The organism is Diaphorobacter aerolatus (assembly GCF_014489535.1).
Lineage (GTDB): Bacteria > Pseudomonadota > Gammaproteobacteria > Burkholderiales > Burkholderiaceae_C > Diaphorobacter_A > Diaphorobacter_A aerolatus.
In genome coordinates, this window is record NZ_CP060783.1 from 1143248 (window position 1) to 1167241 (window position 23994).

The following is a 23994-nucleotide window of genomic DNA, read 5'->3' on the forward strand; positions in this document are numbered from 1 at the left end:
GATGACGATGGAACCGAACCCCCTGCGCGGCGCGCGCCTTCGCTGGCGCTACGCCGTCGCGCTGAGCACGCCGCTGATGCTCTCGGCCTGCATGTCGCTGGCTCCAGACTATGAGCAGCCCCCGCTGCCGGTGCTGGTCAACCTGGAACATGCCAAGTCCACGGCGGCGCTTTCCCCCGATCAGCAGGCCGCCGTGCGCGTCACCGCGCAATCCGGTCCGATGGCCTGGCAGGACTTCATCGCCGAGCCGCGCCTGCGCGAACTCATCCGTCAGGCGCTCGACAACAACCGCGACCTGCGCGTGGCGATTCTTGCCATCGAGAAGGCGCGCGCGCAATACGGTATCGAACGCGCCGGTCTTTTCCCCTCGGTTGCGGCCACCGGCGCGGGCAGCCGCTCGCGCACTGCGGACGACCTGACCGCAGCGGGCCGCTCCAACGTGGCAGGCCAGTACACGGCACAACTGGGATTCAGCAGCTACGAGATCGACTTCTTTGGCCGCGTCCGCAATCTCAACGAAGCGGCGCTGCAGGAGTTTCTGCGCACCGGCGAAAGCCGCCGCAGCGTGCAGCTCAGCCTGATCGCCGAGATCGCCAACGCCTGGCTCACGCTCGACGCCGATGCGCGCCGCCTGGCACTCGCGCGCGAAACGCTGCGCACGCGCCTCGAATCGCTGCAGCTCACGGAGCGCAGCCACGAACTCGGCGCGGCCAATGGCCTCACGCTGGCGCAGACGCGCTCCACCGTGGACTCGGCGCGCGTCGATGTCGGAACCTACACCTCGCAACTCGCGCGTGACCGCAACGCGCTCGGACTGCTCGTCGGCGACTCGGTGCACGAATCCCTGCTGCCCGCGAGCGTGGCCTTTGCCGCTGCCACCAGAACGCAGCCCACACCGCTCGGCACCGGCCCGCGCAGTTCGGAACGCCTCGCCTCCGTGCAGGTCATGCTGCCCGAACCCGTCGCCGCGCTGCTGTCGGTGCCGCAGGACCTGCCCTCGTCCGTGCTGCTGCAACGCCCGGACGTGCAGGCCGCCGAACACACGCTGCGCGGCACCTACGCCAACATCGGCGCGGCCCGCGCGGCATTCTTCCCGTCGATCACGCTCACCACGTCCATCGGCGTGGGCAGCAACGCGCTGTCCCACCTGTTCGACGCGGGCAACGGCATGTGGTCGTTCATTCCGCAGATCCGCCTGCCGATTTTCGATGCGGGCAGGAACCGCTCCAACCTGCGCGTGGCCGAAGTCGCGCGCGACACCGCCGTTGCGCAGTACGAAAAAACCGTACAGACCGCATTCCGCGAAGTGTCGGACGCACTCGCTGATCGCTCCACGCTCGATGATCGCCTCAACGCGCAGCGCTCGATGGTCGAGTCCACCAAAAAGACGCTTGAACTCTCCGACGCCCGCTACCGTCTCGGCGCCGACAACTACCTCACGGTTCTCGACGCCCAGCGCTCGCTCTACACCGCGCAGCAAACGCAGATCACGCTGCAGTTGGCAGAACAGGTCAACCGCATCACGATCTACAAGGTGCTGGGCGGTCAATGGGGCGACGGCGCGCTTGATCGCGAGGACGTGGCCGACACACGGCTGCCGCCGAACCGGCCATAGGCACTGTCGGGTAGGCAAAAAGCGATGAACACACGGACAGGCTTACGGATCGAAGGCGCTTGCCAGCATAATGAGTTGGATGATCGTGGTGACCCAGGGCCTTCAACAGATCGCCTTCTTCAAAACAATTGCATATGACAAACAATCGCGGTGACAGAGTTCCCATCGATGCGCAAAGCATCGACGCTCCCCTCTCCAAGGCAACGATTTTTCTGGTCGTGACGGTCGGCCCGTCTCAGGATGCATTTACCAGCGCCTGCAAGACCCTGGAGGGTATCGATGACCTCGTGAAAACCGTCGGTTTTCGCGACCTCGATGCACGACTCTCGTGCATCGCAGGCATTGGCAGTGATTTCTGGCAGCGACTGCATCCCGACGCCCGCCCCAGGAACTGAAGCCCTTTGAAGCCATCCAGGGTGCCCGGCACAACGCCCCCTCCACCCCGGCGATCTGCTGTTTCACATTCGCGCCGCGCGAATGGACATCTGCTTCGAGTTTGAACGGCTCTTGCTCCAGTCACTTGGCAGCAGCATCAGCGTCGTCGATGAGGTGCAGGGCTTCCGGTATTTTGATGCGCGCGACCTGCTGGGGTTTGTGGATGGCACAGCCAATCCCAACGGTCTGGATCTCGCGGCGTCAACGCTCGTGGGTGACGAAGACGGCGAGTTTTGCGGCGGCAGCTATGTGGTTGTTCAGAAATACCTCCACGACCTCACGGCATGGCAACAGTTGTCCAACGATTTGCAGGAAAAGATCATTGGCCGAACCAAGATCGACAATGTGGAAATTGACGACGACGCCGCTCCCCAGAAGTCCCACAAGTCGCTTGCCACGGTCGTCGATGCGGAGGGCGTCGAACACGACATCCTGCGAGACAACATGCCCTTTGGCCGAGCGGGCGCGAACGAGTTTGGTACCTATTTCATCGGTTACTCCCGCTATCTCTGGGTGATCGAAAAAATGCTGCAACGCATGTATGTCGGCGAACCGGCTGGTTCCTATGATCGCCTGCTGGATTTTTCAACGCCACACACGGGAACCACGTTCTTCGCGCCCGCGCGCCCGCTTCTTCAGGCGATGGCCGGGGCGGCGCTCAAGTAGGCTGCGTCGGCAACCTGCCCTGACGCGATTCAAAATACTCGCGCATCCTCCAGAGTCCCGGATACTCGGAAACAATTCCAGAATCCGTGACCCTGAGCAGCGCTTGGTAACCATGCAACGGTGACGCATAGAGATAGGTGTGCGGATCGACACGCGTGTATTCCTGATGGAGCCGCTTCACTCGCAAGTCTTCAAAATCCAGCCATACCGCTTCGGAAGTCGAAGACCTGGATACGTTCAGGTTCAAACGTCGCAATGCGTTGGTATTCGTGGCTGGAGTGAAGCCGAGATCGATATCCCTCAAGCCGTCCAAAGAATCGTCGTGCCGACCGTTGATGAACCAACGGTGCCCTGGTTCCCGGACGATGCTCATATCGATGTTGTTCGTGCCGACCCAGCCTTGTACGAAAGCCCTGGCGCTGACCCAATCAGGGTCACAGGCCACGCGATACGAAAGACTTGCCACCGCAGCAGTCTGATGGCAAAAAACCGCCGTTCCCTCGATGCTCCACCCGTCACTGACTTGGGTGACTCGACAGGCATCCTGCCCATTTTTATCCAGACACGTCCAAAGAACTGTGTGCACGATTTCACTCCGCGTGAAGGACATGGCGGCATTGTGCATGGAGGTGGCTCCAAGCAATCCCATATAACCATCAGTCATTAAACATGCAGCACAATATGCATGTTTTCATTTTGCTCACCTGCCATCCCCCATCATGGGCATCAGTCACTATCTCAAGGAAATCGGTCGCGGCGCACGCGGCGCGAAGGCGATGGATCGCGCCGAGGCTACCGATCTTTTCGGTCAAATTCTCGATGGCCAAGTCAGCGATCTCGAGATGGGTGCGTTCTGCATTGCAATGCGGATCAAGGGTGAGACGCTGGAGGAGATGTGCGGTTTTCTAGACGCCACGCACGCGCGCATTTCCCGGTTTCCCGCGACCGGGAAACCGCTGATCGTGCTGCCCAGCTATAACGGCGCGCGCAAGCTGCCGGTGCTTACGCCACTGCTTGCGCTGTTGCTGGCGCGAGAGGGCCTGCCGGTGTTGTTGCACGGCATGCGCACCGAGGCCCGGCGCGTGCTGGCGTCCGACGTGCTGACGGCGCTCGGCATTGCGCCGGGCACCGCGCCGCGTGCGCTGGCGAACGGCGAAGTCGCGCATATCGAAACCCGCCATCTGCACCCCAGGCTCGCCGATCTGCTGGCCGCGCGTGAGGTCATCGGGTTGCGCAACCCGGCGCACAGCGTGGTCAAGCTCATCAATCCGGGGGCTTCGAACACGCTGGTCATCAGCAGCTACACGCATCCCGAATATTTCCAGACGCTGGGCGAAACCTATTCGGCGCTCGGCATGAGCGGCGTGCTCTCGCGTGGTCTTGAAGGCGAAGTGGCCGCCGATCCGCGCCGCTCGCCACGCTATGACGCCTTCGTGCACGGCAGCCATCTGCTGCTGCAGGACCAAGGCCCCGGCACGGCCAGCGAAGTGCCTGGGCTGCCAACCGAAATCGACGTGGCCAGCACCGCGCGCTACACCCGGCGGGTGCTCGATGGCGAGCTGCCGGTGCCGCCGGCTCTCGCACAGCAGGTTCAATACATTGCCGAAATCGCGCAACGCGTTCATCAGGAGCAGGCCACATCATGCGCAATACAGTGACTCCGCCCGAAATCCAAGGCAGTTGCACACTGGTCGGCGCAGGCCCCGGTGATCCTGAGCTGCTCACGCTCAAGGCAGTCAAGGCCATTGCCAGGGCGACCGTGCTGCTGGTTGACGACCTCGTGAATCCTGCGGTGCTCGATCACGCCTCGCCCACCGCGCGCATTGTTCACGTCGGCAAGCGCGGCGGCTGCAAAAGCACTCCGCAGGCCTTCATCGAAAGGCTCATGGTCAACGAAACGCTGGCCGGGGAAACCGTGGTGCGATTGAAGGGCGGCGACCCGTTCATCTTCGGGCGGGGCGGCGAGGAGATCGAAGCCCTGCGCGCAGCGGGCGTGACGGCCACGGTGATCAACGGCATCACCTCGGGCCTGGCCGGACTGACCGCGCTGAACACCCCGCTCACCCACCGCGATCATGCGCATGGCGTGGTGTTTCTCACCGGCCACGCCAAACCCGGCGACACCGGCACGGACTGGCGCCAGATCGCAAAAACGGCGCATGACGCCAAACTCACGCTCGTGATTTACATGGGCATCAGCGGCTCAGCGCATATCCAGCAGGAACTGTTGCACGGCCTGCCCGCGCACACGCCCGCGGTGGTGATCCAGAGCGCCAGCCTGCCCCAGCAACGCCACGTGGTGACCACGCTCGGGGAGTTGCGCCACACGATCGAGGAACACCGCCTGGCAAGCCCGTCGATCATCGTCGTGGGCGATGTGGTGCGCGGGGTCGTTGCGTTGCAGCCCCGGAATGACGACAACGACGGGGAGTGCGCGCGGATCGCCTGATCAGCCCCAGGACGATTGCGTGCGCGTGAGCGCCTCAGCCCTTGCTCGCCTGTTCAAAGCGCTGCGCAAATTCACCGCGCAACTGCTTGCGGATCTGCGCGGCCGACCATCGGCGTTTTTCTTCGTCGGAACCCGGCGCGAGCTGCGGCACCTTGGCGGGCTTGCGGTTTTCGTCCACGGCCACCATGGTGAAGAAGCAACTGTTCACGTGGCGCACGATCTGGGAGCGAATATTCTCGGCCACCACCTTCACGCCAATCTCCATCGACGAATTGCCGGTGTAGTTCACGCTCGCCAGAAAGGTCACCAGTTCGCCCACGTGAATGGGTTGCAGGAACATCACCTGATCGACACTGAGCGTGACGACGTAGGACGAGGAATAGCGCGCCGCGCAGGCATATGCCACCTGATCGAGCAGCTTGAGCACCGCCCCGCCGTGTACGTTGCCGGAAAAGTTCGCCATGTCCGGAGACATGAGCACCGTCATGCTGAGTTGGTGTGAAGGAAGGTCCATCGCCGCATTCTATAAATTTGCGGTTACATAGACATGGATCACATTTAGATAAACTCTCACACACTAAGACATTGAGGCGGGACAACCCTTGAGCGAATCATGCTGGAAAAACTAAACGATTTCACAGGAAGCCATGGAGAGCTCAAAAAGGGCCGTGGACTGATCACCGGCGTCATCGCCCTCACCCTCGCCTGCCTGTGCTTTCTGGGCGTGCTGGCGTTTCACTTCCCGCAATACCTGACCACGCCGGAATTGCGCAAGAGCTACGACGTCTCGATGCTGCGCAACGTGATGTTCGGCGCGATGGTGATTGCGGGTGGCCTGTCGCTCGTGAACATTCTGTTCAACCGCTCGCGCTGGCTTTCGAGCTTCGCGTTCGCTCTTGTGGCCATCACCGCGTTTCTGGGCGGCCACAAGGTCGAGGTGGATCCGAACTTCCCGAGCGACACGCCCTACATTGGGCTCGACTGGTTCATTCTCGATCTGCTCGGCTCTTCGCTGATCTTCATCTTCATCGAAAAGCTGTTTGCGCTGCGCAAGGACCAGCCCGTCTTTCGCGAGGAATGGCAGACCGATTTTCACCACTTCATCGTCAACCACATGGTCGTCGGCTTCGTGCTGCTGGCCACCAATCTGATGGTGCACAAGTTCTTCGGGTGGGCCGCCAACGACGGCATTCGCGGCTGGATCGCCAATCTGAATTTCTGGGTGGCACTGTTTCTCATCGTGCTCGTGGCCGATCTGGTGCAGTACTGGACGCATCGCGCCTACCACGAAGTCCCCGTGCTCTGGCGTCTGCACGCCGTGCATCACAGCGTGAAAAGCATGGACTGGATGGCCGGTTCGCGCCAGCACATTCTCGAGTTGCTGATCACCCGCACGCTGGTGCTCGCGCCGATCTACGTGCTCGGATTTTCCAAGGAAGTGATTGATGCCTACATCATCATCGTCGGCTTCCAGGCCGTGTTCAACCACGCGAACGTGAGCGTGCGCCTGGGTCCGCTGCGCTATGTGATCGTGACGCCGAATTTTCACCACTGGCACCACAGCCAGGATCAGGAAGCACTCGACAAGAACTACGCCGCGCACTTCGCATTCATCGACTACCTGTTTGGCACGGCGGTGAAAAGCGACAAGCTCTGGCCCGAAAAATACGGCGTGCTTGGCGACTACGTGCCGAACGGCTTTTTCAAGCAACTCAAGTTTCCGTTTGTCTGGAAGGGCTGAGGCCCGATTCCACAAGCTGAGACAATCGCGGGTTCGCCAACGGGCAACCCGCTTTTTTTGTTTCTGCCGTGTCTACACATTCCATCATTTCGACGCCATCATCATCGGAGCCGGTGCCGCCGGTTTGTTCTGCGCCGCGCATGCGGGCCAGCGCGGGCTCAGGGTGCTGCTCATCGATCATGCAGAGAAGGTGGCCGAGAAGATCCGCATCTCGGGCGGCGGGCGCTGCAACTTCACCAATCGTGACCTGGACGTGCGCGCGCCGCACAAGCATTTCGTCGGCCAGAACCCGCAGTTCTGCCGCTCGGCCCTGTCGCGCTATACGCCAGCGGATTTCATCGCGCTCGTGGACAAGCACGGCATCGGCCATCATGAAAAGCACAAGGGCCAGTTGTTCGCGGATCGCTCCGCCGAAGACCTGATTGCCATGCTGCTGGCCGAGTGTGCCGACGGCAAGGTCGAGCGCTGGCAGCCGTGCGCGGTGACGTCGGTCAGTCGCACGGATGACGACGTGGCGCGCTATGCGCTTGAAACCAGCAGGGGCGCGGTGTCGGCGCACAACGTCGTGATTGCCACGGGCGGGCTGTCGATTCCCAAGATTGGCGCAACGGACTTCGGCTACCGGATTGCGACACAGTTTGATCTGCCGCTGATCGAGCGCCGCCCGGGGCTCGTGCCGATGACCTTTGATGGCGCCGCCTGGGAGCCCTATGCGCAGCTCGCCGGCCTGGCGCTGCCGGTCGAAATCAGCACCGGCAGCAAGAAGGAGCGCATGGCCTTCGTCGAAGACCTGCTGTTCACGCACCGTGGGCTTTCGGGCCCTGCGGTGTTGCAGATATCGAGCTACTGGCAGCCCGGCACGCCGCTGGCCATCAACCTCGCAGCGACGGAAAATATGGGCGAGCAACTGCTGGCGGCCAAGGTCCGTTCGCGCAAGCTGATCGCCAACGAACTCGCAGCCCACGTGCCTTCACGGCTTGCGGATGCATGGTGCCAGCAAAGCGCGGACTGGCAACGGCCGGTCAACGAGGCATCCGACAAGGCGCTCGCGAAGCTCGCCGAAAAGCTCTCGCGCTGGGAACTGATTCCTACCGGCACCGAGGGCTACAAGAAGGCCGAAGTGACTCTCGGCGGCGTGGACACCCGCGCTCTGTCGCAGCAGAGCATGGAAGCTAGGACGCAGCCCGGGCTGTTCTTCATCGGCGAAGTGGTGGACATCACCGGCTGGCTCGGTGGCTACAACTTCCAATGGGCCTGGGCGAGCGCGCATGCATGTGCGCAAAGCCTTGCTGCAGAGCGCGCTGCGTAAAACGCGGCGTTCATGCATCATTCGCGTATTCCCATTCCAACCAGGAGCGCGAGACATGATTGCCGTGATTTTCGAGGTCGAACCCGCTGAGGGCCATCGCCAGACCTATCTGGACATCGCCGCCAGTCTGCGCCCCGAGTTGGAGCGCGTGGATGGTTTCATCTCCGTCGAGCGCTTTGAAAGCCTCACGCAACCGGGCAAGCTGCTGTCGCTTTCCTTCTGGCGCGACGAGCAGGCAGTCGCTGGATGGCGCGCCGTTGAACACCACCGCTCGGCCCAGTCCGCGGGACGCGCCGGGGTGTTCGCCAACTACCGCCTGCGGGTGGCCCAGGTGCTGCGCGACTACGGACTCAACGAGCGCGACGAGGCACCTGCCGATGCGCGGCAGTTTCACGGCTGAGTGAATTAATAAAAAAAGCGTCACGAACAAGCGCATGCAGGCTTCCGAAGCGCAGCCCCCGCACCGCGACGACGGCGCTTTCACGGCGATGTCGTGGTGCGCGCCGCTTTCGTGTCCGGCCTGCTGGGCTGGGGCATGGGCTTCTATGGTCCACCGATCTTTCTGCACGCGGTCGTGTCGGCCAACCAGTGGTCGGTGTCGCTGGTCTCGGCGGCGATCACGCTGCACTATCTTTTTGGAGCCTTCGTCGTCTCGCGCCTGCCGAAACTGCACGCGCGCCACGGTGTTCCGCGCATCACGCTGACCGGTGCATTTGCGCTGGCGCTCGGCGTCGTCGGCTGGTCGTTGGCGCGCCAGCCCTGGCAATTGTTTGCGGCGGCGATCCTGAGCGGCGCAGGCTGGGTGACGATGAGCGCCGCAGGCATCAACGCGATGATCGCGCCGTGGTTCGAGCGCAAGCGGCCAGTGGCGCTGTCCCGGGCCTACAACGGCGCGAGTGTCGGCGGAATGGTGTTCGCGCCGCTGTGGAGCCTGCTGATCGCGCAATTCGGCTTTCCCGCTGCCGCCGGCATCATCAGCGTCGGCATGTTGCTGGTGATGATCTGGCTGACACAGCGCGTGCTGAACTTCACGCCCGAGGCGCTGGGCCAGAATGTGGATGACCTGCCCGCTGGCGAGCCATCCCAAGGCGCGAAAATGTCCTCCACGCCGGCGTCGCGTATCGCCTCGCTGCCCGGTCGGGCGCTCTGGAAAAGCCCGCAATTCCTGACGCTCGCAGCCGCCATGTCGCTTTCGCTGTTTGCACAAAGCGGGCTGGTGTCGCACCTGTATTTGCTGCTCGTGCCGATGCTGGGCACACAGGGCGCGGGCTGGAGCATGACCCTGATGACCGCCTGCGCGGTGCTGGGCCGCACGCTGTTCGCCAGGGCGGTCACCAACACCCGGGAGCGCCGCTTGCTGAGCTGCGCGAGTTTTGCCATGCAGATGTGCGGCGTGATGTTGCTGATGACCGCCACGCAGTCGGGCCTGCCACTGTGGTGCGGACTGGTGCTGTTTGGCGCCGGCCTCGGCAACGCGATTTCGCTGCCGCCGTTGATCGCGCAGGCGGACTTCGCCTCGGCAGACGTGGCCCGCGTGGTGGCGCTGATCGTCGCTGTCTCGCAGGCGCTCTATGCATTTGCACCGCTGACCTTCGCAATCCTGCTCAAGGTCGATGCCTCTCATCTGGGGTTTTTCGTGGGCGCATTGGCCCTGCAGATGCTGGCGATCACGGCACTTTGGATGGGCCGGGCAAAGACAACGGCCTGATCGTTGCCACGGACTGTCGGCGCGGGCGAGAGCGCTCCCAAAGTGGGAGCGACTTGCCATCTCTTTTTTGGCCGCTATAATATTGGGCTTTGCTGGCAATAGCTCCGCTGGCCAATACTAGTTTCATAAGCGGAGCAAATCCGCCGTGCATGGTTTTTAGGCCCGATCTTCCCGAAAACCCTCTCGCGGCACCCCTTGGAAAACATTAGCTAATGACCACCATCCGTGTAAAAGAAAACGAACCCTTTGACGTAGCGCTGCGCCGTTTCAAGCGCACCATCGAAAAGCTCGGCCTGCTGACCGACCTGCGCGCCCGCGAGTTCTACGAAAAGCCAACCGCCGAGCGCAAGCGCAAGAAGGCCGCCGCCGTCAAGCGTCACTACAAGCGCGTTCGCAGCATGCAACTGCCCAAGAAGCTGTACTAATCCACAGCTCGGCGAGTTCATCAACACGCCAGAAGCCGCGCTAGGGACGCCAAGCGCGGCTTTTTTGTTTTCAAAAAAGCAAACACCCTGCCCCCTGCCTCCGCCCCCGCATTGAACATTGGCGCAAGCAGCACAAAGAGCCCCCGATCACCCAGCCACAACGACAATACGAGCCTTCAGGCTAGGCGTCGCAACCGCAGACAGTACTCTTGTACGGCAAGGTTGCGCAACAACGCATGAAGGCTCGTATTGACGCCCTGGCACGATTCACCAATCGAAGCCATCAGGCTTCGTAACCCCCAAAAAACAGGAGCAAATATGACCTTGAAGGAAAGAATTACGGAAGACATGAAGACGGCTATGCGGGCAAAGGACTCCGAACGCCTCGGCACCATCCGCCTGCTCCAGGCCGCCATGAAGCAAAAAGAAGTCGACGAACGCATCGACCTCGACGACACCGCCATCGTCTCCATCATCGACAAGCTCATCAAGCAGCGCAAGGACAGCATCACCCAGTTCGAAGCCGGTGGTCGCCAGGATCTGGCCGACAAGGAAAAGGCCGAATTGAAGGTGCTCGAGGTCTACCTGCCGCAGCGCATGTCGGCCGAAGAAGTGACCGCCGCGGTGAATGCCATCGTCACCGAACTGGGCGCTTCCGGCCCGGCGACATGGGCAAGGTGATGGGCGCGGTGAAAACCAGGCTCGCAGGCAAGGCCGACATGGGCCAGGTGTCCGCCGCCGTCAAGGCCGCGCTCGCGGGCTGACGATTTTTTCCTAGGCAAAACCGTCGCCGCGTCAGTCACGAACCAGCACGAGACTGCGCCAACGGCAGTTGCAGGCCGCGCTTGAGGGTCGCCAGCGCAATCGACGTGGTGAAGCGTTGAATGTTCTGGTCGCCATCGAACAGGCGTCGCGTCAGCGCCTGGTATTCCTGCATGTCCGATGCGGTGACGATCAGCAGATAGTCGGTATCCCCGGTCACGCTGTAGCACTGCTGGACAGCGGGCTCGGCCGCAACGCGTGCGCGAAACCCTGCCGTGAGCGCGTCCAGCTCGTTCACCAGTTGCACCGCGATGAAGATGGTCAGCGGCCTGCCCAGCGCCTCGGGATCGAGTACCGCCACGTTGGACGCAATCACGCCGCTGTCCTGCAATCGGCGGATGCGCCGTTGCACCGCAGCGGGCGACAGATGCACGTGATCGGCAATCTCACGCTGGGGTGTGAGATTGTTTGACTGGAGGATGGCCAGAATGGCCTCATCAAACGGGTCCACAAGAGGTTCGCGGTTCATCATGTGAAGACGGTCCCAGGGTGCAGAAGAAGAAGAAGAAGAAGAAAGAACAATAAAAAGAACGAGTGAAAGTTGCGTTTGAATGCGCAAAAAATCGCAATTCACCACAAGCGCACGCAATATTATCTCGCCCATGTCCCATGATTCCCTCCTGCAGCGACTGCTGCCCTCGCTGGCCGTGCTCGGATCGGTCACGTCGCTGTGCGTCGGCACCAGTTTCGCCAAACATCTGTTTCCGGTGATCGGAGCACAGGGCACGACGGCGTTGCGCGTGGGTTTTTCGGCCTTGCTGCTGCTGGCCATCTGGCGGCCCTGGCGCTTCGGGCCGACACGCGCCAACATCCGGCAGATCGTGATCTTCGGTGCCGTGCTCGGGCTCATGAACCTGCTGTTCTACATGGCGATCAAGCGCCTTCCATTCGGCGTGACCGTGGCCATCGAGTTCATCGGCCCGCTCTCGGTGGCCGTCTGGACCTCGCGCCGCCCGCTCGATCTGGTGTGGCTCGGTCTGGCCGTCGTGGGATTGTTTCTGCTGCTCATCCTGCCGCTGTTCGGCGCGCAGGTGGGCACGCTGGATCCCGTAGGCCTCGCGTACGCGATTGCGGCGTCGGTCTGCTGGGCTGGCTACATCGTGCTTGGCAAGCGCACCGGTCACATGCACGGCGGCATGGTCGTGTCGCTGGGCTTGCTTTCGGCGGCTTTCGTGGTCGTGCCCTTCGGCATCGCCGAGGCGGGAGCCAAGCTGCTCACACCCTCGCTGCTGATATATGGCCTCGTGGTAGCTGCGGTGTCTAGCGCGATTCCCTACTCGCTGGAAATGTTCGCACTCAAGCGTCTGTCACACAGCGCGTTCTCCACCATGCTTGCCACCGAACCTGCGGTCGCCGCGCTGGCCGGCATGTTGCTGCTGCATGAAAACCTCACGCTGACCCAATGGTCGGCCATCGGCATCATCATGTGCGCGGCGATGGGCAGCGCGCTGACGGCGCGGCCCGAGCCGGTGAAGACCACGGAAAACAAGCCCGCCCACCACAAACCGGCTGCCGCAACCTGAAAGCGCCATGGAGTCAAATGGACTCACGCGGCAACACCTGACCGGAATGGTCATGAACTGCTGCCATAATGGCGCGCCATGAATGCCTTGCGCACCTCTTCAATGCTGATCCGCCTCGTGCTGGCGTGGTTTGTATTGACGCTGGGCGTTGCCATCGCTTCACCGGTGATGCATCCCGAATCCATGGAAATGGTCTGCTCCTCCGACGGGAGCATGAAGGTCGTCCTCATCGACGATGACGGCGCGGCCCACATGGGTCACCACACGCTCGACTGCCCGATGTGTCTGGCGGCAACCCTGCCTCCGTCGCCCGTGAACCTGCGCGCAGAAATGTCCCAGCCGCTTGCATACGCTTTGCGGCCAATTGTCGCGGCGCACATTGCCGCACTGGTCGGCGCGCCGCTGCCGCCGCGCGGCCCCCTTCGTTTCTTTCCTGATCCTGTATCGCCGGGCTGACCGCCTTCGTGCGCAGGTGCGCGCGCCGTTCAACGGCGCTCGGCTGCCGCGGCTGCCCCTTCCGTGACGATCACGAAATCGACGAGCGCCTGCGCTGCTCGCTTCGCCCATTTTCCCAGGCAGATCCCCATGCAATTCGTTCCACGCTCTCTTGCCGCAGCGGCAGGACCGCTCGCCACCAGTGTTGATGAGTCAACCTTCCGACAGCCCAACCACACCGCGCCCGCCTTCCGTCAGACGGTTCTGGCATCAAGCCTTTGCGCGATTGCGCTGGGCGCAGCCCCTGCAATGGTTCATGCACAGTCCGAACCGGCGACGCTGCCCACCGTCGTCGTCACGGAAGAATCCGCGCCCGAGGCCAACGGCAAGTTGAACCTCGACACGCCTTCTGGCACCGCGAGCCGACTCGGCCTGACGCCACGTGAGACGCCTGCCACGGTCACGGTGGTTGATCGCGCCGCCATCGAAGCGCGCGGCGCACAGGACACGCAGGAAGTCCTGCGCTCGATTCCCGGCGTCACCGCACACAACGCGCCAGGCAACATCGGCGTGAGTTACCGCGGCTTCAGCGGGTCATCGCTGAGCCAGCTTTTCAACGGCATCAACGTGCAGTACAGCATCGCAGCGCGGCCCGTGGACAGCTGGATCTACGACCGCGTGGAGGCCATCGGCGGCGCATCGAGCTTTCTGTATGGCGCGGGCGGCGTCGGCGGCACGATCAACTACATCACCAAGCTTCCCGAGCGCTACGACATTTCGGAGGGGCAATTGCGCCTGGGCTCGAACGGCTTGAAAGAGGCTTCCATCGGCCTGAACCGGCGCATTGCCGGTGATGGCTCGGGCAGTGCGGATCACTATGCGCGCATCGACCTGAACCACCGTGATGCCGATGGATGGACCGACGGAACCGGCAGCCGGTCAACCCAGCTCGCGGCGTCGCTGCTGTCCGTGATCGGGCGTGACTTCACGCATACGCTGGCCTACGAATTCCAGGACGAAAAGGTCGATCGCCCATATTGGGGCACACCGCTGCTCAACCCGCTTGCCGGGACGCTGCACATCGACGACGCAACGCGCTTCAAGAACTACAACAGTGCCGATGGCCTGTACGCCCAGCGTGTGCAGTGGCTGCGCTCCGTTGCGGATTGGCGCGTGTCTGGTGCGTTTCAGGTGAAGAACACCTTCTATGTCTATGACGCGTTGCGCGACTACCGCAACGTCGAGAGCTACCGCTTCAATCCCGGCAACACCGCCGTCATCCGTTCGAGCACTTTGCTGCAGCGGCACGACCAGAGGCTCGTCGGCGACCGCATCGAAGGCGCGTATCAGGGCCAGCTCGCCGGTCGTCGCAGCGACTGGGCGTTCGGGCTCGATGTGAGCGTCAACCGGCAGACCCGTTTCCCAACAGCCTGTCCGGCACGGTCAGCACCGTCGATCCCTATCACTTTGCCACCGAGAATTTTTTCGACATACCGGGCATGGCACCGGGCTTTCGCGCCGACCGCGACAACAAGGTCACCACGGCCGCGCTGTATCTGGAAAACCGCACGGCTCTCACGCCCACGCTGAATCTGGTCACCGCGCTGCGGCACGAACGCATCGATCTCGATCTGACGAACCGGCGCGAGGTCACTGCGGCCAATCCCGCAGACTTCGAGCGCGGATATCACCCGACGACCGGTCGCGTCGGCCTCGTCTGGGACGTCGCGCCGGGCGCGAATCTCTACGCTCAATACGCAACCGCTGCCGATCCGCCATCGGGTGTCCTGTCAACCGCGTCGTTCGCCGACGTGCGCAACAACAGCGAACTCACCACTGGCCGCCAGTGGGAGTTCGGCACCAAGCTCGACTTCTGGGAGGGCAAGGGCACGGCAACGCTGGCCGCCTATCACATCACCCGCAAGAACATCGCCACACAGGACCCGAACAACAGCGCGCTCACGGTACTGGTGGGCGAGCAGTCGTCCAAGGGCGTGGAGCTGGCGGTCGGCTTGCAGCCCACGCGGCGCTGGTCGATCCAGGGCAATGCGAGCTATGTCGATGCACGCTACGAGAACTACCAACAGGGCGGTGTATCGCTGGCCGGAAGGACGCCGACCAACACGCCATCCACGGTGGCAAACCTCTGGACGTCGTACACATTCACACCGGCGTTGCAGGGCAACATCGGCATACGCCATGTCGGCAAGGTTTATGCAGACGCCGCCAACACGCTGAGCTGGCCGTCCTACACGCTGCTGGATCTGGGCCTGAGCTACCGCGTGAACCGCAACGTGACCGTCGTCGGGCGAGTCCGCAATGCGACGGACAAGCGCTACGCAGCCAATCTCACGAGCACCATGGCGTATCTCGGTGCGCCGCGCACGGCAGACCTCAGCGTGCGCGTGGCGTTCTAGGAGAAGCGCCATGCGAATTCATGCAAAGCGCTGGCTGTTTCTGATCCACCGCTGGTTCGGCATCGTCGCCTGCATATTCTTTGCGATGTGGTTCGTCTCGGGGGTGGTGATGATGTACGTGGGCTACCCCAAGCTCACCGAGGCCGAGCGCCTGCAACACCTGCCGCCGCTGGGGACGGCCAGCTCAGTGATGACGCCGCGCGAGGCACTGGACGCAGCCGGTATCACGGGACCCTTGAAAACCCTGCGATTCGCCGCATCCAGCGGTGGCCGTATGGTCTATCTCGCGGTACCGCAGGCCGCTGCCCCAGCGCCCGGCCCGCGCCGGGCAGCGCCGCCCGGCAGCGGCGTGATCACCATCGATGCACATACCGGTGCGCGACTCGAATCCGTCGATGAGCGCCTCGCGCTGGCAAGCGCCGCTGCCTATGCGGGCCCGGACGTGAGGCTTGCCCATCGGGGCGTGATCGATGAAGACGCCTTCACCCATTCCCGGGGTCTGGACGCGCACCGGCCACTGCACCGCGTGCAACTGGACGATGCCGATGCCACGCTGCTCTACGTATCGGGCCGCACGGGCGAAGTGGTGCGCGATGCGCCTCGCGCCGAACGCCTCTGGAACTATGCCGGTGCATGGATTCACTGGCTGTATCCGTTTCGCGGCAATGTCTTCGACAAGTATTGGACCGACATCGTGAACTGGCTGTCGATCCTCGGCATCGCGATGGCGCTGACGGGCACCATCGTCGGCATTCTGCGCTGGCGCTTCACGCGGCCCTATCGCAGCGGCGCACGCACCCCGTATCAATCCAGCATGATGCGCTGGCATCACATCTCCGGACTGCTGTTTGCGCTCGTGACCATGACCTGGATTTTCAGCGGCCTGATGTCGATGAACCCCTGGCGTATTTTCGACAACGGCGCGCCGCCGTTGAATACCGAAGCGCTGCAAGGTGGCCCGTTGATGATCACGGCGCGGGACGCCGCGCCAGAGGCATTGCTTGCCGCCGCTGCTGCCCACGGCGCGGTGCGCGAGTTGCGCTGGGCACGCACGCTGGGCCAGACCACGGTGTTCGCGCAGGGTGCCGCTGGCCAGCCCACGCTACTCGACAGCCAGACCGCGCAGGCACGCTCGATTGACGACGAAGCGCTGCAACGCGCCGCGGCGCGGCTGCTGCCCGATCCGGTGGCGCGCGTCGAGCGGCTCTCAGCCTACGACCTTTACTACTACTCACGCGATGCACACACCATGACCGGCGGCGCCGACAAGCCGCTGCCGGTACTGCGCGTGGTCTTCGACGACGCGCATCGCACCTGGGTGCATATCGATCCCCATACCGGCGCCGTGCTGGGACGCACGGACAGCACCCGTCGCACCAACCGCTGGCTGTTCGCGATGTTGCACAGTTGGGACTGGCTGCCCTTGCTGGAGCGCCGCCCGCTCTGGGACATCGTGATGATCGTCCTGAGCCTGGGCGGTACGGTGCTGAGCCTGACCGGTGTGGTGATCGGCTGGCGCAGGCTGGGGATGAAACTGCGCGTTGTCAGACGCAAATCGTGAAGGCCGTGAAAGATCGCGTTTCCATCGGGCGGTTTCTATGGATGTCGTTTTTATTGCAAACTACCGTGGTTCGTCCCTCAACTCACGAGACCGCCCATGAGCAACGCCAGCACCACCAAAAGCTTCCGCATCGCAGTTCTACCCGGTGACGGCATCGGCCGTGAGGTCATGCCCGAAGGCCTGCGCGCCCTCCAGGCCGCAGCAAGAAGATTCAATATGACGCTCGAATTTGAGCACTTCGACTGGGCGCACTGCGACTACTACGCCGAGCACGGCAAGATGATGCCCGATGACTGGAAGGCCCAACTACAGGGGTTTGACGCGCTGTTCTTCGGCGCCGTCGGCTGGCCTGCCACGGTGCCCGATCACGTGTCGCTCTGGGGTTCGCTGCTCAAGTTCCGCCGCGAATTCGATCAGTACATCAACCTGCGCCCGGTGCGCCTGTTCGAGGGCGTGCCCTGCCCGCTCGCCAACCGCAAGCCCGGCGACATCGACTACTACGTGGTGCGCGAGAACACCGAAGGTGAATACACGTCGCTCGGAGGCATCATGTTCGAGGGCACGGAACGCGAGATCGTGATTCAGGAATCGGTGTATTCACGCAAGGGTGCCGACCGCTTGCTGAAATACGCCTTCGATCTGGCCCAGAGTCGTCACAAGAAACACGTGACGCTCGCCACCAAGAGCAATGGCATCGCCATCAGCATGCCCTGGTGGGACAAGCGCGCGGAAGACGTGGCCAGAAGCTATCCGGGAATCACGCTGGACAAGCAGCACATCGACATCCTCACCGCGCGCTTCGTGCTCCAGCCCGACCGCTTCGACGTGGTGGCCGCAACCAATCTGTTCGGTGACATCCTCTCCGACCTCGGTCCCGCAACCACCGGCACCATCGGCCTGGCCCATCGGCCAACCTGAATCCGGATCGTAATTTTCCGTCGCTGTTCGAGCCGGTGCACGGCTCCGCGCCCGACATCTACGGCAAGAACATCGCCAACCCCATCGCGATAATCTGGTCCGGTGCAATGATGCTCGACTTCCTCACCCACGGCGAAGGCGCGGGCCGGGCCGCGCACGACGCAATCCTCAAAGCCATTGAGGAAGTCATCAAGACCGGCCCGTTGACACCGGATCTGGGCGGCGATGCCAACACGACCGACGTGGGCCAGGCGATTGCGGCGCGGATCATGGCGCTGTGATTGGGCGCTGCTGCATCAGCGCAATCGGGGCGGGAGGAGATTTCGAGAAATCTTCTGCCGTTTCAGCTCGGTCTGCCTGACTCGCGTACTTCGCTATTCAAATGCCGCAAGATGGCCTCTCGCGTGGGCTGTTTTTTCAACCAGGTCGCAAACTTTTCAACCTCGTTGAATTCTTCGTCCCCAATGGTCGCACGAAAGCGTTGGAGCGCGGATTCGCGAACTGCCTGATCACGCAGACGACGCTGATAAGGGTCGGTGGAAATGCTCGTGATGCGGGTGTGCAGCCCGTGTGCCTTCAAATACTGCCACTCACCGGCGTCAAGCCACACTTCTTCGCAGTGGAAGCAGAAATCCAGGCCATGCGCCTTGTCGGCCAGCACGTTGAAACGCAGCATGATGCGACTGCATTTGGGGCACGGCAATGCACGCTTGGTATCACTGGCGTCGGCACCTTCAAATGAGACCGCCTCCGCAGCCGCCATGTCCGAAGTGCGCGCGCCCTTGACCCAATCCAGATACGGCGCCAGAGAAAGCAGTGCACCACTACATTGGTTGCACTGATAACTGGCCGGTCCGGTTTCCTCGATCCGGGCGGGCATCAAGGTGCCCGTGTGGCAACCGCAGCAAAGCATTGAATTTCCTCTCTTGACAACCTGGGGACTGCGTCGCTGGCAGATCCCTGAACGAATTTGGTTTCAGGTCATTCTATGGGAACTCATTGATTCAAATGGCAACGCGCGCGCGCTCATTTCAGACGAATCTTCTTCTTGATCACCGCGCCCGCCTTCTCCACGCGCTTGCGTTCTTCAAACACGCGCCTCAGATGGCGCAGGTCGTCTGGCGTCAAATATTTCTGCGCGTGCAGGAACTGCTCCTGCTCCTCCTCGCGCATGTGGTGCAGGTACTCGTCCTTCACCTTTGCGAAGCGGCGCAGCCAGCCACTGGAGGCCATGTCTCGCGCGGCCAGATCGGCGAGCAGCTTGTCCATTTCCTTATGCTCGCCCACCGCGTGACGTGCATCTTCGGTGGTTTTCGGGTTGCGCATCACGGAAGACCATAAGGCCTGTTCTTCCGCAGCGGCGTGGCCCTTGATTTCCAGTACGAGTTCTTTGAACAGCTTCTTGCGATCCGCCGATTCGCCGTGCGTGGCGGAGATCATTGCGAGCAGGGCTCGATGGCGGTCATGGTCCTCGACGAGCCGCCCGAAGATGTCCTCCTTGCCGCGAAATCGCGTCTTGGGGGTACTGCCCATCTGCGCAGGAACCTCGGGCGCGAGCTTTCTGGCCTTGGCAACGGCGCTGGCCTTTGCGGCACGCTCCAACCGTTTGGCGGGAGACACCCGCGTGGTCGCGCTGGTCGCCTTCGTTGTTGTCTTTGCTGCCTTGCTGGTACTCATCGCGCTTTTGTCCTCTGGTGAAGTAGCCTGAAGCAATTTATGCAACGCAGCGAGCAAGCCGGGTAAGACAGCAGGCTGCGGCACTGTCCCACTGCACCCTGGCTACATGTCGGACACACCGAGGCCGATGCCTTCAAAAAGCGCAAGTCTTTGCATGATGAATTCGATGTGCGCTGCAACCGTCTGTTGCCTCCAAACCACTCAAACCCTTGAAATCACCATGTCTCGCGGTCATTGCCTCCACGATCTCTTGCGCTGATGCAAACAAGCCCGTCACAATTGCGCCTGTTCTGTGCATGCCAGAAAAATATCTTGAGCACACAGACGCTTGCGGCCCGGCCTGCCATTGCAGATGATCCCGCCCAAGCCCAACCTGTCTCTCCAACGAAACGACTTCCCGGAGACCCGCCCATGACTCAGTTTTTGATCCACACCGCTCAACCCTGACGCGCCTCCATCCGTCCCGGCTGGTTCAACGCGTCACTTGAATTTTTTGATTCAACACGCGTTCGTCCGCCCGGGCCGTCGATGCTCTGGCCTGGGTGTTCGCGCCCGCCGGGACTTCGATTTACGGAGCGCACATGAGTGCAAAAACTTTCTCGCGCGATTTCGCGCAAGGGCAGACCAAGAAACTTCGCCGCATGCGCCAGCCGCTGGTCATGCAGCTTTCACCGCCATCGCCGCGCAATCACGTGGCGCGTGCATTGACGTTGCGCGCCGCATCTGGCGGCGCGGGCAAGCACATCCGCAGCCACGGCGCACAGCGCCGCGCGGACAAGGTGGAACTGCGCAAGCAGACGGTCAACGGTCACGCTTTCGACAAGAACCGGGACTAAAGAAAAAGAACATGGAAACAACGACAACCGCCACAAAGAATTTCGCACCACGCGTCAACGAGCAACACGGCAACCAGGATCGGACGCTGCTTGGCAACCGCATGACGCTGCGCCAGCAGGTGCTGGACATCACCGCAACCACTCTGAAGTCCGAGCTTTTCGGACTCGACTCGCTGATTGATCGACTCATCGATTCGGTGCGCGCCTGGTACTTGCTGCCCGAGGTCATCGACCGTCCGGTCATCGTCTGTCTATGGGGTTTGACGGGTACCGGCAAGACCCAGCTCGTGCGCCGCATGCCGCAATTGCTGGGTTTTTACAACCGTTTTCTCGAAGTTCAGATGGACGGCTTCAGCAACAGCTCACGTGCGGCGGGCCGCGATTCGATCTCCGCGATGCTCGCCAACTCGTCCATCGTGGAAGGCCAGCCCGGCATTCTTCTGCTCGACGAGTTTCAGCGCTTCAGAACGCGTGACCGCAAGGGCGACGACATTGCCGTCAAGCGCTATCAGGACGTATGGGCGCTGCTCTCGGACGGGCGTCTGTCGCCACCGATGGACGCGCTCGACCGCATCGAACTCGAACAGGCGTATCACCAGTACGAGGCCATGCAGGCGCACGTGGACAAGGTCAATGAGGAAGAAGACGACAACGCGCAGGATTCGCCGCGCAGAAAGCCCAGGCAGAAGTCGCCGTTTTATCTCTCTGCCTTCGATGCACGCGACCTGCAGGCAGCACTCAAGCTCAGCGAGCCCATCATGCAAGATCATGCGCTGGACGCCCGAGCAGGTGCAGCAGCAACTCGAGCAGTTCCGCAATGATCCGTCGCGCTGGGGCACCGACCACAGCAAGCTGCTGATTCTCGTGACGGGCAACCTCGACGAGATGTACCAGGGCGTCGCCAAGCGTGTTCAGGACTGTGATACCGATGCCGATGTGTTCCACGCGTTTACCCGGCGACTCTCGACCATCGACGTGAAGGAGGCGCTCGCCGAGCGCTTGCGGCCCGAGCAGGTCGCACGTCTGGGCAATCAGCATCTGGTGTTTCCTTCGCTGGATCGCAATGCGTATGAACGGCTGATCGCCGATGCCTGCGCTCGGCAGGTCGAGGCCGTGCGCGCCACGCTCGGTCTGGACATCGAGCTCACGCCATCGGTGCTGCGCACGCTCTACCAGAACGCGGTGTTTCCGGTGCAGGGCACGCGTCCGGTGTTCTCCACCGTGCACGCGGTGCTCGGCCCGAGCCTTGGCAGCGCCGCGGTATGGAGCCTGCAGAAACTGGCGCAATCGGCATCGTCGCCTTTGCGCGAACAGTGCAAGCTGCAACTCGACATGAGTGCCGATGGCAAACAGTTGGTCATGCGTTTGCTGAACCACGCTGCGGATGCTGCGGTTGTCGCCGAGCAAAGCCTCGCGCTGCATCTGGAGATCGATACGCTGCGCCAGCGCGCGCAGCCCGACTTCCGGGCGCTGCTGGCGGTGCACGAAGCCGGACACGGTCTGGTCTATGCCCTGCTCAATCATTGCGCGCCTACCGACGTGCGCATCAACGTCGCCTCGTTCGAGGGTGGCTATGCGAGCTATGCACCGCGCGTGGCCGAATCACGGCGCATGGCACGTGACGAAATCTGCACGACGCTTGCCGGTCGCGCGGCCGAGATCTGGGTGTTCGGGGAGGACGCGGTGTCCACCGGCGCGGAGGAAGACCTGAGCAGTGCGACGCGCCACGCGGCGCGCTATCACCGTCATTGGGCGATGGGCGAGCGGCTGAGCCGCAGCGATGTCACGCACGATGTCGAGCAGCATGTGAACACCGACATCGAAGCCAGCAATGCGGCAATCGAATCGACGCTACAGGCCGAACTGGCACGCGCAAAGCAACTGCTTTGTGATGCGCGCGTTCCGTTTGAGCGTTTGGTGGCCGCGTTGATGGCCCAGGGTTTCGTGGATGCCAGGCAGTTTGGACAAGTCACCGGGCTTGAGCTTCACGCTCGCAACGATGCGCTCGAACCCTGGGACGCCGCCTGGAAGCGTTTTGTCAACAAAGAGGTTCAGACGATGATCGCGGCAAAGTGACAAACCCGGGCGCTCGAAAGCATGCCGCGCGGCGGCCTTACTGCACGCGTACCTGTACATAGGCCGTGGCCAAAACCTTGCCAGCCGTCACCGTCAGTCCGGGGATTTTGGACAGCGTGGCGGTGTAGTTTTGCAGGTAGTACGTGTACCCGGGCGTAGGCGACGCGCCGCTGTTGCTCGCGCCTTCGAGCACCGGATACCAACCCGTGTTGGTGTTCTGCCCGGGCGGATCGGTGAGGTTTTCGCCAAGGAAGACCAGCGGCTTCCTGGTTTGCGAATGGGCCAGCGAAATGCCGACGCCCTTGGCGAGCCTGGAGTCGGTCAAATATGCGTCTGAAACCAGAAACGGCACTGACCCCGAACTGCCCGTCAATCCCAGTTGCTGAGCCGCGGCAATCGCACCACTGGAGGCCTGAATGCCGATGGATGTCTGACCCTGAGCCGTTCCGGACGTCGCCGCGTTGCTGCACTCCAATTGGACGCTGAACGTACCCTGTCGCACGCCACCCTGCTCCAGTTCCTGCACAGAGATCGGCGCGAAGCTCACGTTGCTGGTTGATGAATTGACGCGGCAGGTTGCGCTACTGGTCAGCGTTGACGTATTCCACATTCCATAGGCGAAGCCGTTTGAATTATCAACTCCTTGTTGATTGTCGAAACTGTCCTGTCCCATGGAGTCACTTGCAATGCCTCCGCCCCTCAGTTGGATGTACGCGTTGGGACGCCAGCATGCATATACGGTTCCATTTCCGACGGGAATGCCCATGCCTTGTGTACCCAATCCCGAACACCCGTTGAAGGGATTGTCAAGCGCGGGTAAGTCGTCAGACATCTTGTAGAGTTGAGCCTGAAGTGGCGGAACGTCGCTGAGCCGGATCTGGATTTTCCCGCCGACCTGCTGGTAGCTCGTCACCGGTACAACCCCCAATTTCGGCTGAGTACGACACCATTCATCGACATCCGCAAACCCACATTTTTAAACCATGTCGCGTACACGTAGTCCATTCCGCCAGCCTTTCGCGCAAGGTAGTAGCCACCCACACGGTCTCTACCGTTGACAGCGACCAGGAATTGCAGGGTTGGCTTGTCCGCAATATCGCAAATCCACAATACGGTATTTGCGGTTGTTCCGCCGGCGGTGTAGTTGGAGGATGGAACCACGGTGCTCGCGAGCAGGGTGCCATCCGGTTGAAGGTATGTGTCGCTAAGATTGACCGCGCCAAAACGAATCGGAGCTTGCGAGGTGTCGTCCGTTCTGAGTGCATTGGTCCGCACGCAGGCGGCGTGCGCGGCACCCAGCAGCCCCATCAGCAGGATCGTGCCTGCCGCCCACCACTTGTTGCTCCATTTCATATCGTCATCATCCTTGCATTCGCTTTGC

The 23994-nt window shown here is 62.1% G+C and carries 24 protein-coding genes and 3 pseudogenes; 19 read left to right on the forward strand and 8 right to left on the reverse strand.

Going from position 1 to position 23994, the window contains the following annotated elements; all coding sequences use genetic code 11:
- Position 1 precedes the first annotated feature (1 nt).
- The 3 genes from H9K75_RS05320 to H9K75_RS05325 all read left to right on the forward strand — a co-directional run bounded on the left by H9K75_RS05320 (position 2) and on the right by H9K75_RS05325 (position 2716).
- Positions 2-1615, forward strand: coding sequence for an efflux transporter outer membrane subunit (locus H9K75_RS05320; protein WP_404826429.1), 1614 nt, complete (start codon positions 2-4; stop codon positions 1613-1615).
- A gap of 134 nt (positions 1616-1749) precedes the next feature.
- The gene (locus H9K75_RS23530; protein WP_226858536.1) at positions 1750-2010 is read left to right on the forward strand and encodes a Dyp-type peroxidase; all 261 of its coding nucleotides are present in this window, start codon (positions 1750-1752) and stop codon (positions 2008-2010) included.
- Between the two features lie 82 nt (positions 2011-2092).
- Positions 2093-2716: a Dyp-type peroxidase gene (locus H9K75_RS05325; protein ID WP_264293975.1), complete on the forward strand. Its 624-nt coding sequence runs from the start codon at positions 2093-2095 to the stop codon at positions 2714-2716.
- Here H9K75_RS05325 and H9K75_RS05330 read toward each other — a convergent pair.
- Positions 2709-3341, reverse strand: a complete 633-nt coding sequence (locus tag H9K75_RS05330) for a putative glycolipid-binding domain-containing protein (protein ID WP_226858537.1) — start codon at positions 3339-3341, stop codon at positions 2709-2711. The genes H9K75_RS05325 and H9K75_RS05330 overlap by 8 nt on opposite strands.
- A 94-nt stretch (positions 3342-3435) precedes the next feature.
- Between H9K75_RS05330 and ybiB the strand changes: the two genes are divergently transcribed.
- Both ybiB and cobA read left to right on the forward strand, forming a co-directional pair.
- Positions 3436-4374, forward strand: a complete 939-nt coding sequence (ybiB, locus tag H9K75_RS05335; protein WP_187725040.1) for a DNA-binding protein YbiB — start codon at positions 3436-3438, stop codon at positions 4372-4374.
- Complete coding sequence (gene cobA / locus H9K75_RS05340; protein ID WP_187725041.1) at positions 4359-5165, forward strand: uroporphyrinogen-III C-methyltransferase; 807 nt, start codon at positions 4359-4361, stop codon at positions 5163-5165. Before ybiB ends, cobA begins: the two co-directional genes overlap by 16 nt.
- A 34-nt stretch (positions 5166-5199) precedes the next feature.
- On the opposite strand, the gene H9K75_RS05345 is transcribed toward cobA, so the two are convergent.
- Positions 5200-5679 (reverse strand): acyl-CoA thioesterase, encoded by a 480-nt coding sequence (locus H9K75_RS05345; RefSeq protein WP_187725042.1) that lies wholly within the window; start codon positions 5677-5679, stop codon positions 5200-5202.
- A gap of 99 nt (positions 5680-5778) precedes the next feature.
- Here H9K75_RS05345 and H9K75_RS05350 point away from each other — a divergent pair, with 99 nt between their 5' ends.
- A complete protein-coding gene (locus tag H9K75_RS05350) occupies positions 5779-6906 on the forward strand; it encodes a sterol desaturase family protein (RefSeq protein WP_187725043.1) in 1128 nt (375 codons plus the stop codon).
- Here the strand turns inward: H9K75_RS05350 and H9K75_RS23535 are convergent.
- Positions 6878-7087 (reverse strand): hypothetical protein, encoded by a 210-nt coding sequence (locus H9K75_RS23535; protein WP_226858799.1) that lies wholly within the window; start codon positions 7085-7087, stop codon positions 6878-6880. The genes H9K75_RS05350 and H9K75_RS23535 overlap by 29 nt on opposite strands.
- On the opposite strand from H9K75_RS23535, the gene H9K75_RS05355 reads away from it, so the two are divergent.
- The 5 genes and pseudogenes from H9K75_RS05355 (at position 7004) to H9K75_RS05375 (ending at position 11112) form a co-directional block, all read left to right on the forward strand.
- Positions 7004-8215, forward strand: a complete 1212-nt coding sequence (locus H9K75_RS05355; protein ID WP_226858685.1) for a BaiN/RdsA family NAD(P)/FAD-dependent oxidoreductase — start codon at positions 7004-7006, stop codon at positions 8213-8215. The genes H9K75_RS23535 and H9K75_RS05355 overlap by 84 nt on opposite strands.
- A gap of 55 nt (positions 8216-8270) precedes the next feature.
- Positions 8271-8615 carry an antibiotic biosynthesis monooxygenase family protein gene (locus H9K75_RS05360; protein WP_187725044.1) on the forward strand — a complete coding sequence of 115 codons (345 nt, stop codon included), beginning with the start codon at positions 8271-8273 and terminating at the stop codon, positions 8613-8615.
- A 93-nt stretch (positions 8616-8708) separates the two neighbouring features.
- The gene (locus tag H9K75_RS05365) at positions 8709-9923 is read left to right on the forward strand and encodes an MFS transporter (RefSeq protein ID WP_226858538.1); all 1215 of its coding nucleotides are present in this window, start codon (positions 8709-8711) and stop codon (positions 9921-9923) included.
- Between the two features lie 212 nt (positions 9924-10135).
- Positions 10136-10348 (forward strand): 30S ribosomal protein S21, encoded by a 213-nt coding sequence (rpsU, locus tag H9K75_RS05370; protein WP_007833691.1) that lies wholly within the window; start codon positions 10136-10138, stop codon positions 10346-10348.
- Between the two features lie 318 nt (positions 10349-10666).
- Positions 10667-11112: pseudogene (locus H9K75_RS05375) on the forward strand (GatB/YqeY domain-containing protein).
- 35 nt (positions 11113-11147) lie between these two features.
- On the opposite strand, the gene H9K75_RS05380 reads toward H9K75_RS05375, so the two are convergent.
- Entirely contained in the window at positions 11148-11639 is a 492-nt protein-coding gene (locus H9K75_RS05380) for an Lrp/AsnC family transcriptional regulator (RefSeq protein ID WP_187725923.1), read from the reverse strand.
- Positions 11640-11772: 133 nt separating this feature from the next.
- Here H9K75_RS05380 and H9K75_RS05385 point away from each other — a divergent pair, with 133 nt between their 5' ends.
- The 5 genes and pseudogenes from H9K75_RS05385 to H9K75_RS05405 all read left to right on the forward strand — a co-directional run bounded on the left by H9K75_RS05385 (position 11773) and on the right by H9K75_RS05405 (position 18305).
- On the forward strand, positions 11773-12693 hold the full coding sequence (locus H9K75_RS05385) for an EamA family transporter (protein ID WP_187725045.1): 921 nt from the start codon (positions 11773-11775) through the stop codon (positions 12691-12693).
- Positions 12694-12771: 78 nt separating this feature from the next.
- Positions 12772-13149: a DUF2946 family protein gene (locus H9K75_RS05390; protein WP_187725046.1), complete on the forward strand. Its 378-nt coding sequence runs from the start codon at positions 12772-12774 to the stop codon at positions 13147-13149.
- Positions 13150-13437: 288 nt separating this feature from the next.
- Positions 13438-15545 (forward strand): annotated as a pseudogene (locus H9K75_RS05395) (TonB-dependent receptor).
- A gap of 10 nt (positions 15546-15555) precedes the next feature.
- Positions 15556-17106 carry a PepSY domain-containing protein gene (locus H9K75_RS05400; protein ID WP_187725047.1) on the forward strand — a complete coding sequence of 517 codons (1551 nt, stop codon included), beginning with the start codon at positions 15556-15558 and terminating at the stop codon, positions 17104-17106.
- A 96-nt stretch (positions 17107-17202) separates the two neighbouring features.
- Positions 17203-18305: pseudogene (locus tag H9K75_RS05405) on the forward strand (tartrate dehydrogenase).
- A gap of 62 nt (positions 18306-18367) precedes the next feature.
- Here the strand turns inward: H9K75_RS05405 and H9K75_RS05410 are convergent.
- Both H9K75_RS05410 and H9K75_RS05415 read right to left on the reverse strand, forming a co-directional pair.
- Positions 18368-18904: a TFIIB-type zinc ribbon-containing protein gene (locus H9K75_RS05410; protein WP_187725048.1), complete on the reverse strand. Its 537-nt coding sequence runs from the start codon at positions 18902-18904 to the stop codon at positions 18368-18370.
- 146 nt (positions 18905-19050) lie between these two features.
- Entirely contained in the window at positions 19051-19701 is a 651-nt protein-coding gene (locus tag H9K75_RS05415; protein WP_226858539.1) for a hemerythrin domain-containing protein, read from the reverse strand.
- 581 nt (positions 19702-20282) lie between these two features.
- Here H9K75_RS05415 and H9K75_RS05420 point away from each other — a divergent pair.
- Genes H9K75_RS05420 through H9K75_RS05430 form a run of 3 tightly spaced genes read left to right on the forward strand, consistent with a single transcriptional unit; the run spans position 20283 to position 22613 of the window.
- Positions 20283-20537: a hypothetical protein gene (locus H9K75_RS05420; RefSeq protein WP_187725049.1), complete on the forward strand. Its 255-nt coding sequence runs from the start codon at positions 20283-20285 to the stop codon at positions 20535-20537.
- A gap of 11 nt (positions 20538-20548) precedes the next feature.
- The gene (locus H9K75_RS05425) at positions 20549-21358 is read left to right on the forward strand and encodes an ATP-binding protein (protein ID WP_187725050.1); all 810 of its coding nucleotides are present in this window, start codon (positions 20549-20551) and stop codon (positions 21356-21358) included.
- Positions 21306-22613, forward strand: coding sequence for a M41 family metallopeptidase (locus H9K75_RS05430; RefSeq protein WP_187725051.1), 1308 nt, complete (start codon positions 21306-21308; stop codon positions 22611-22613). Before H9K75_RS05425 ends, H9K75_RS05430 begins: the two co-directional genes overlap by 53 nt.
- Before the next feature lie 37 nt (positions 22614-22650).
- Here the strand turns inward: H9K75_RS05430 and H9K75_RS05435 are convergent, their stop codons facing one another.
- Both H9K75_RS05435 and H9K75_RS23540 read right to left on the reverse strand, forming a co-directional pair.
- Positions 22651-23526, reverse strand: a complete 876-nt coding sequence (locus tag H9K75_RS05435; protein WP_226858540.1) for a fimbrial protein — start codon at positions 23524-23526, stop codon at positions 22651-22653.
- A complete protein-coding gene (locus tag H9K75_RS23540; protein WP_226858541.1) occupies positions 23523-23966 on the reverse strand; it encodes a hypothetical protein in 444 nt (147 codons plus the stop codon). Before H9K75_RS23540 ends, H9K75_RS05435 begins: the two co-directional genes overlap by 4 nt.
- Positions 23967-23994 lie beyond the last annotated feature (28 nt).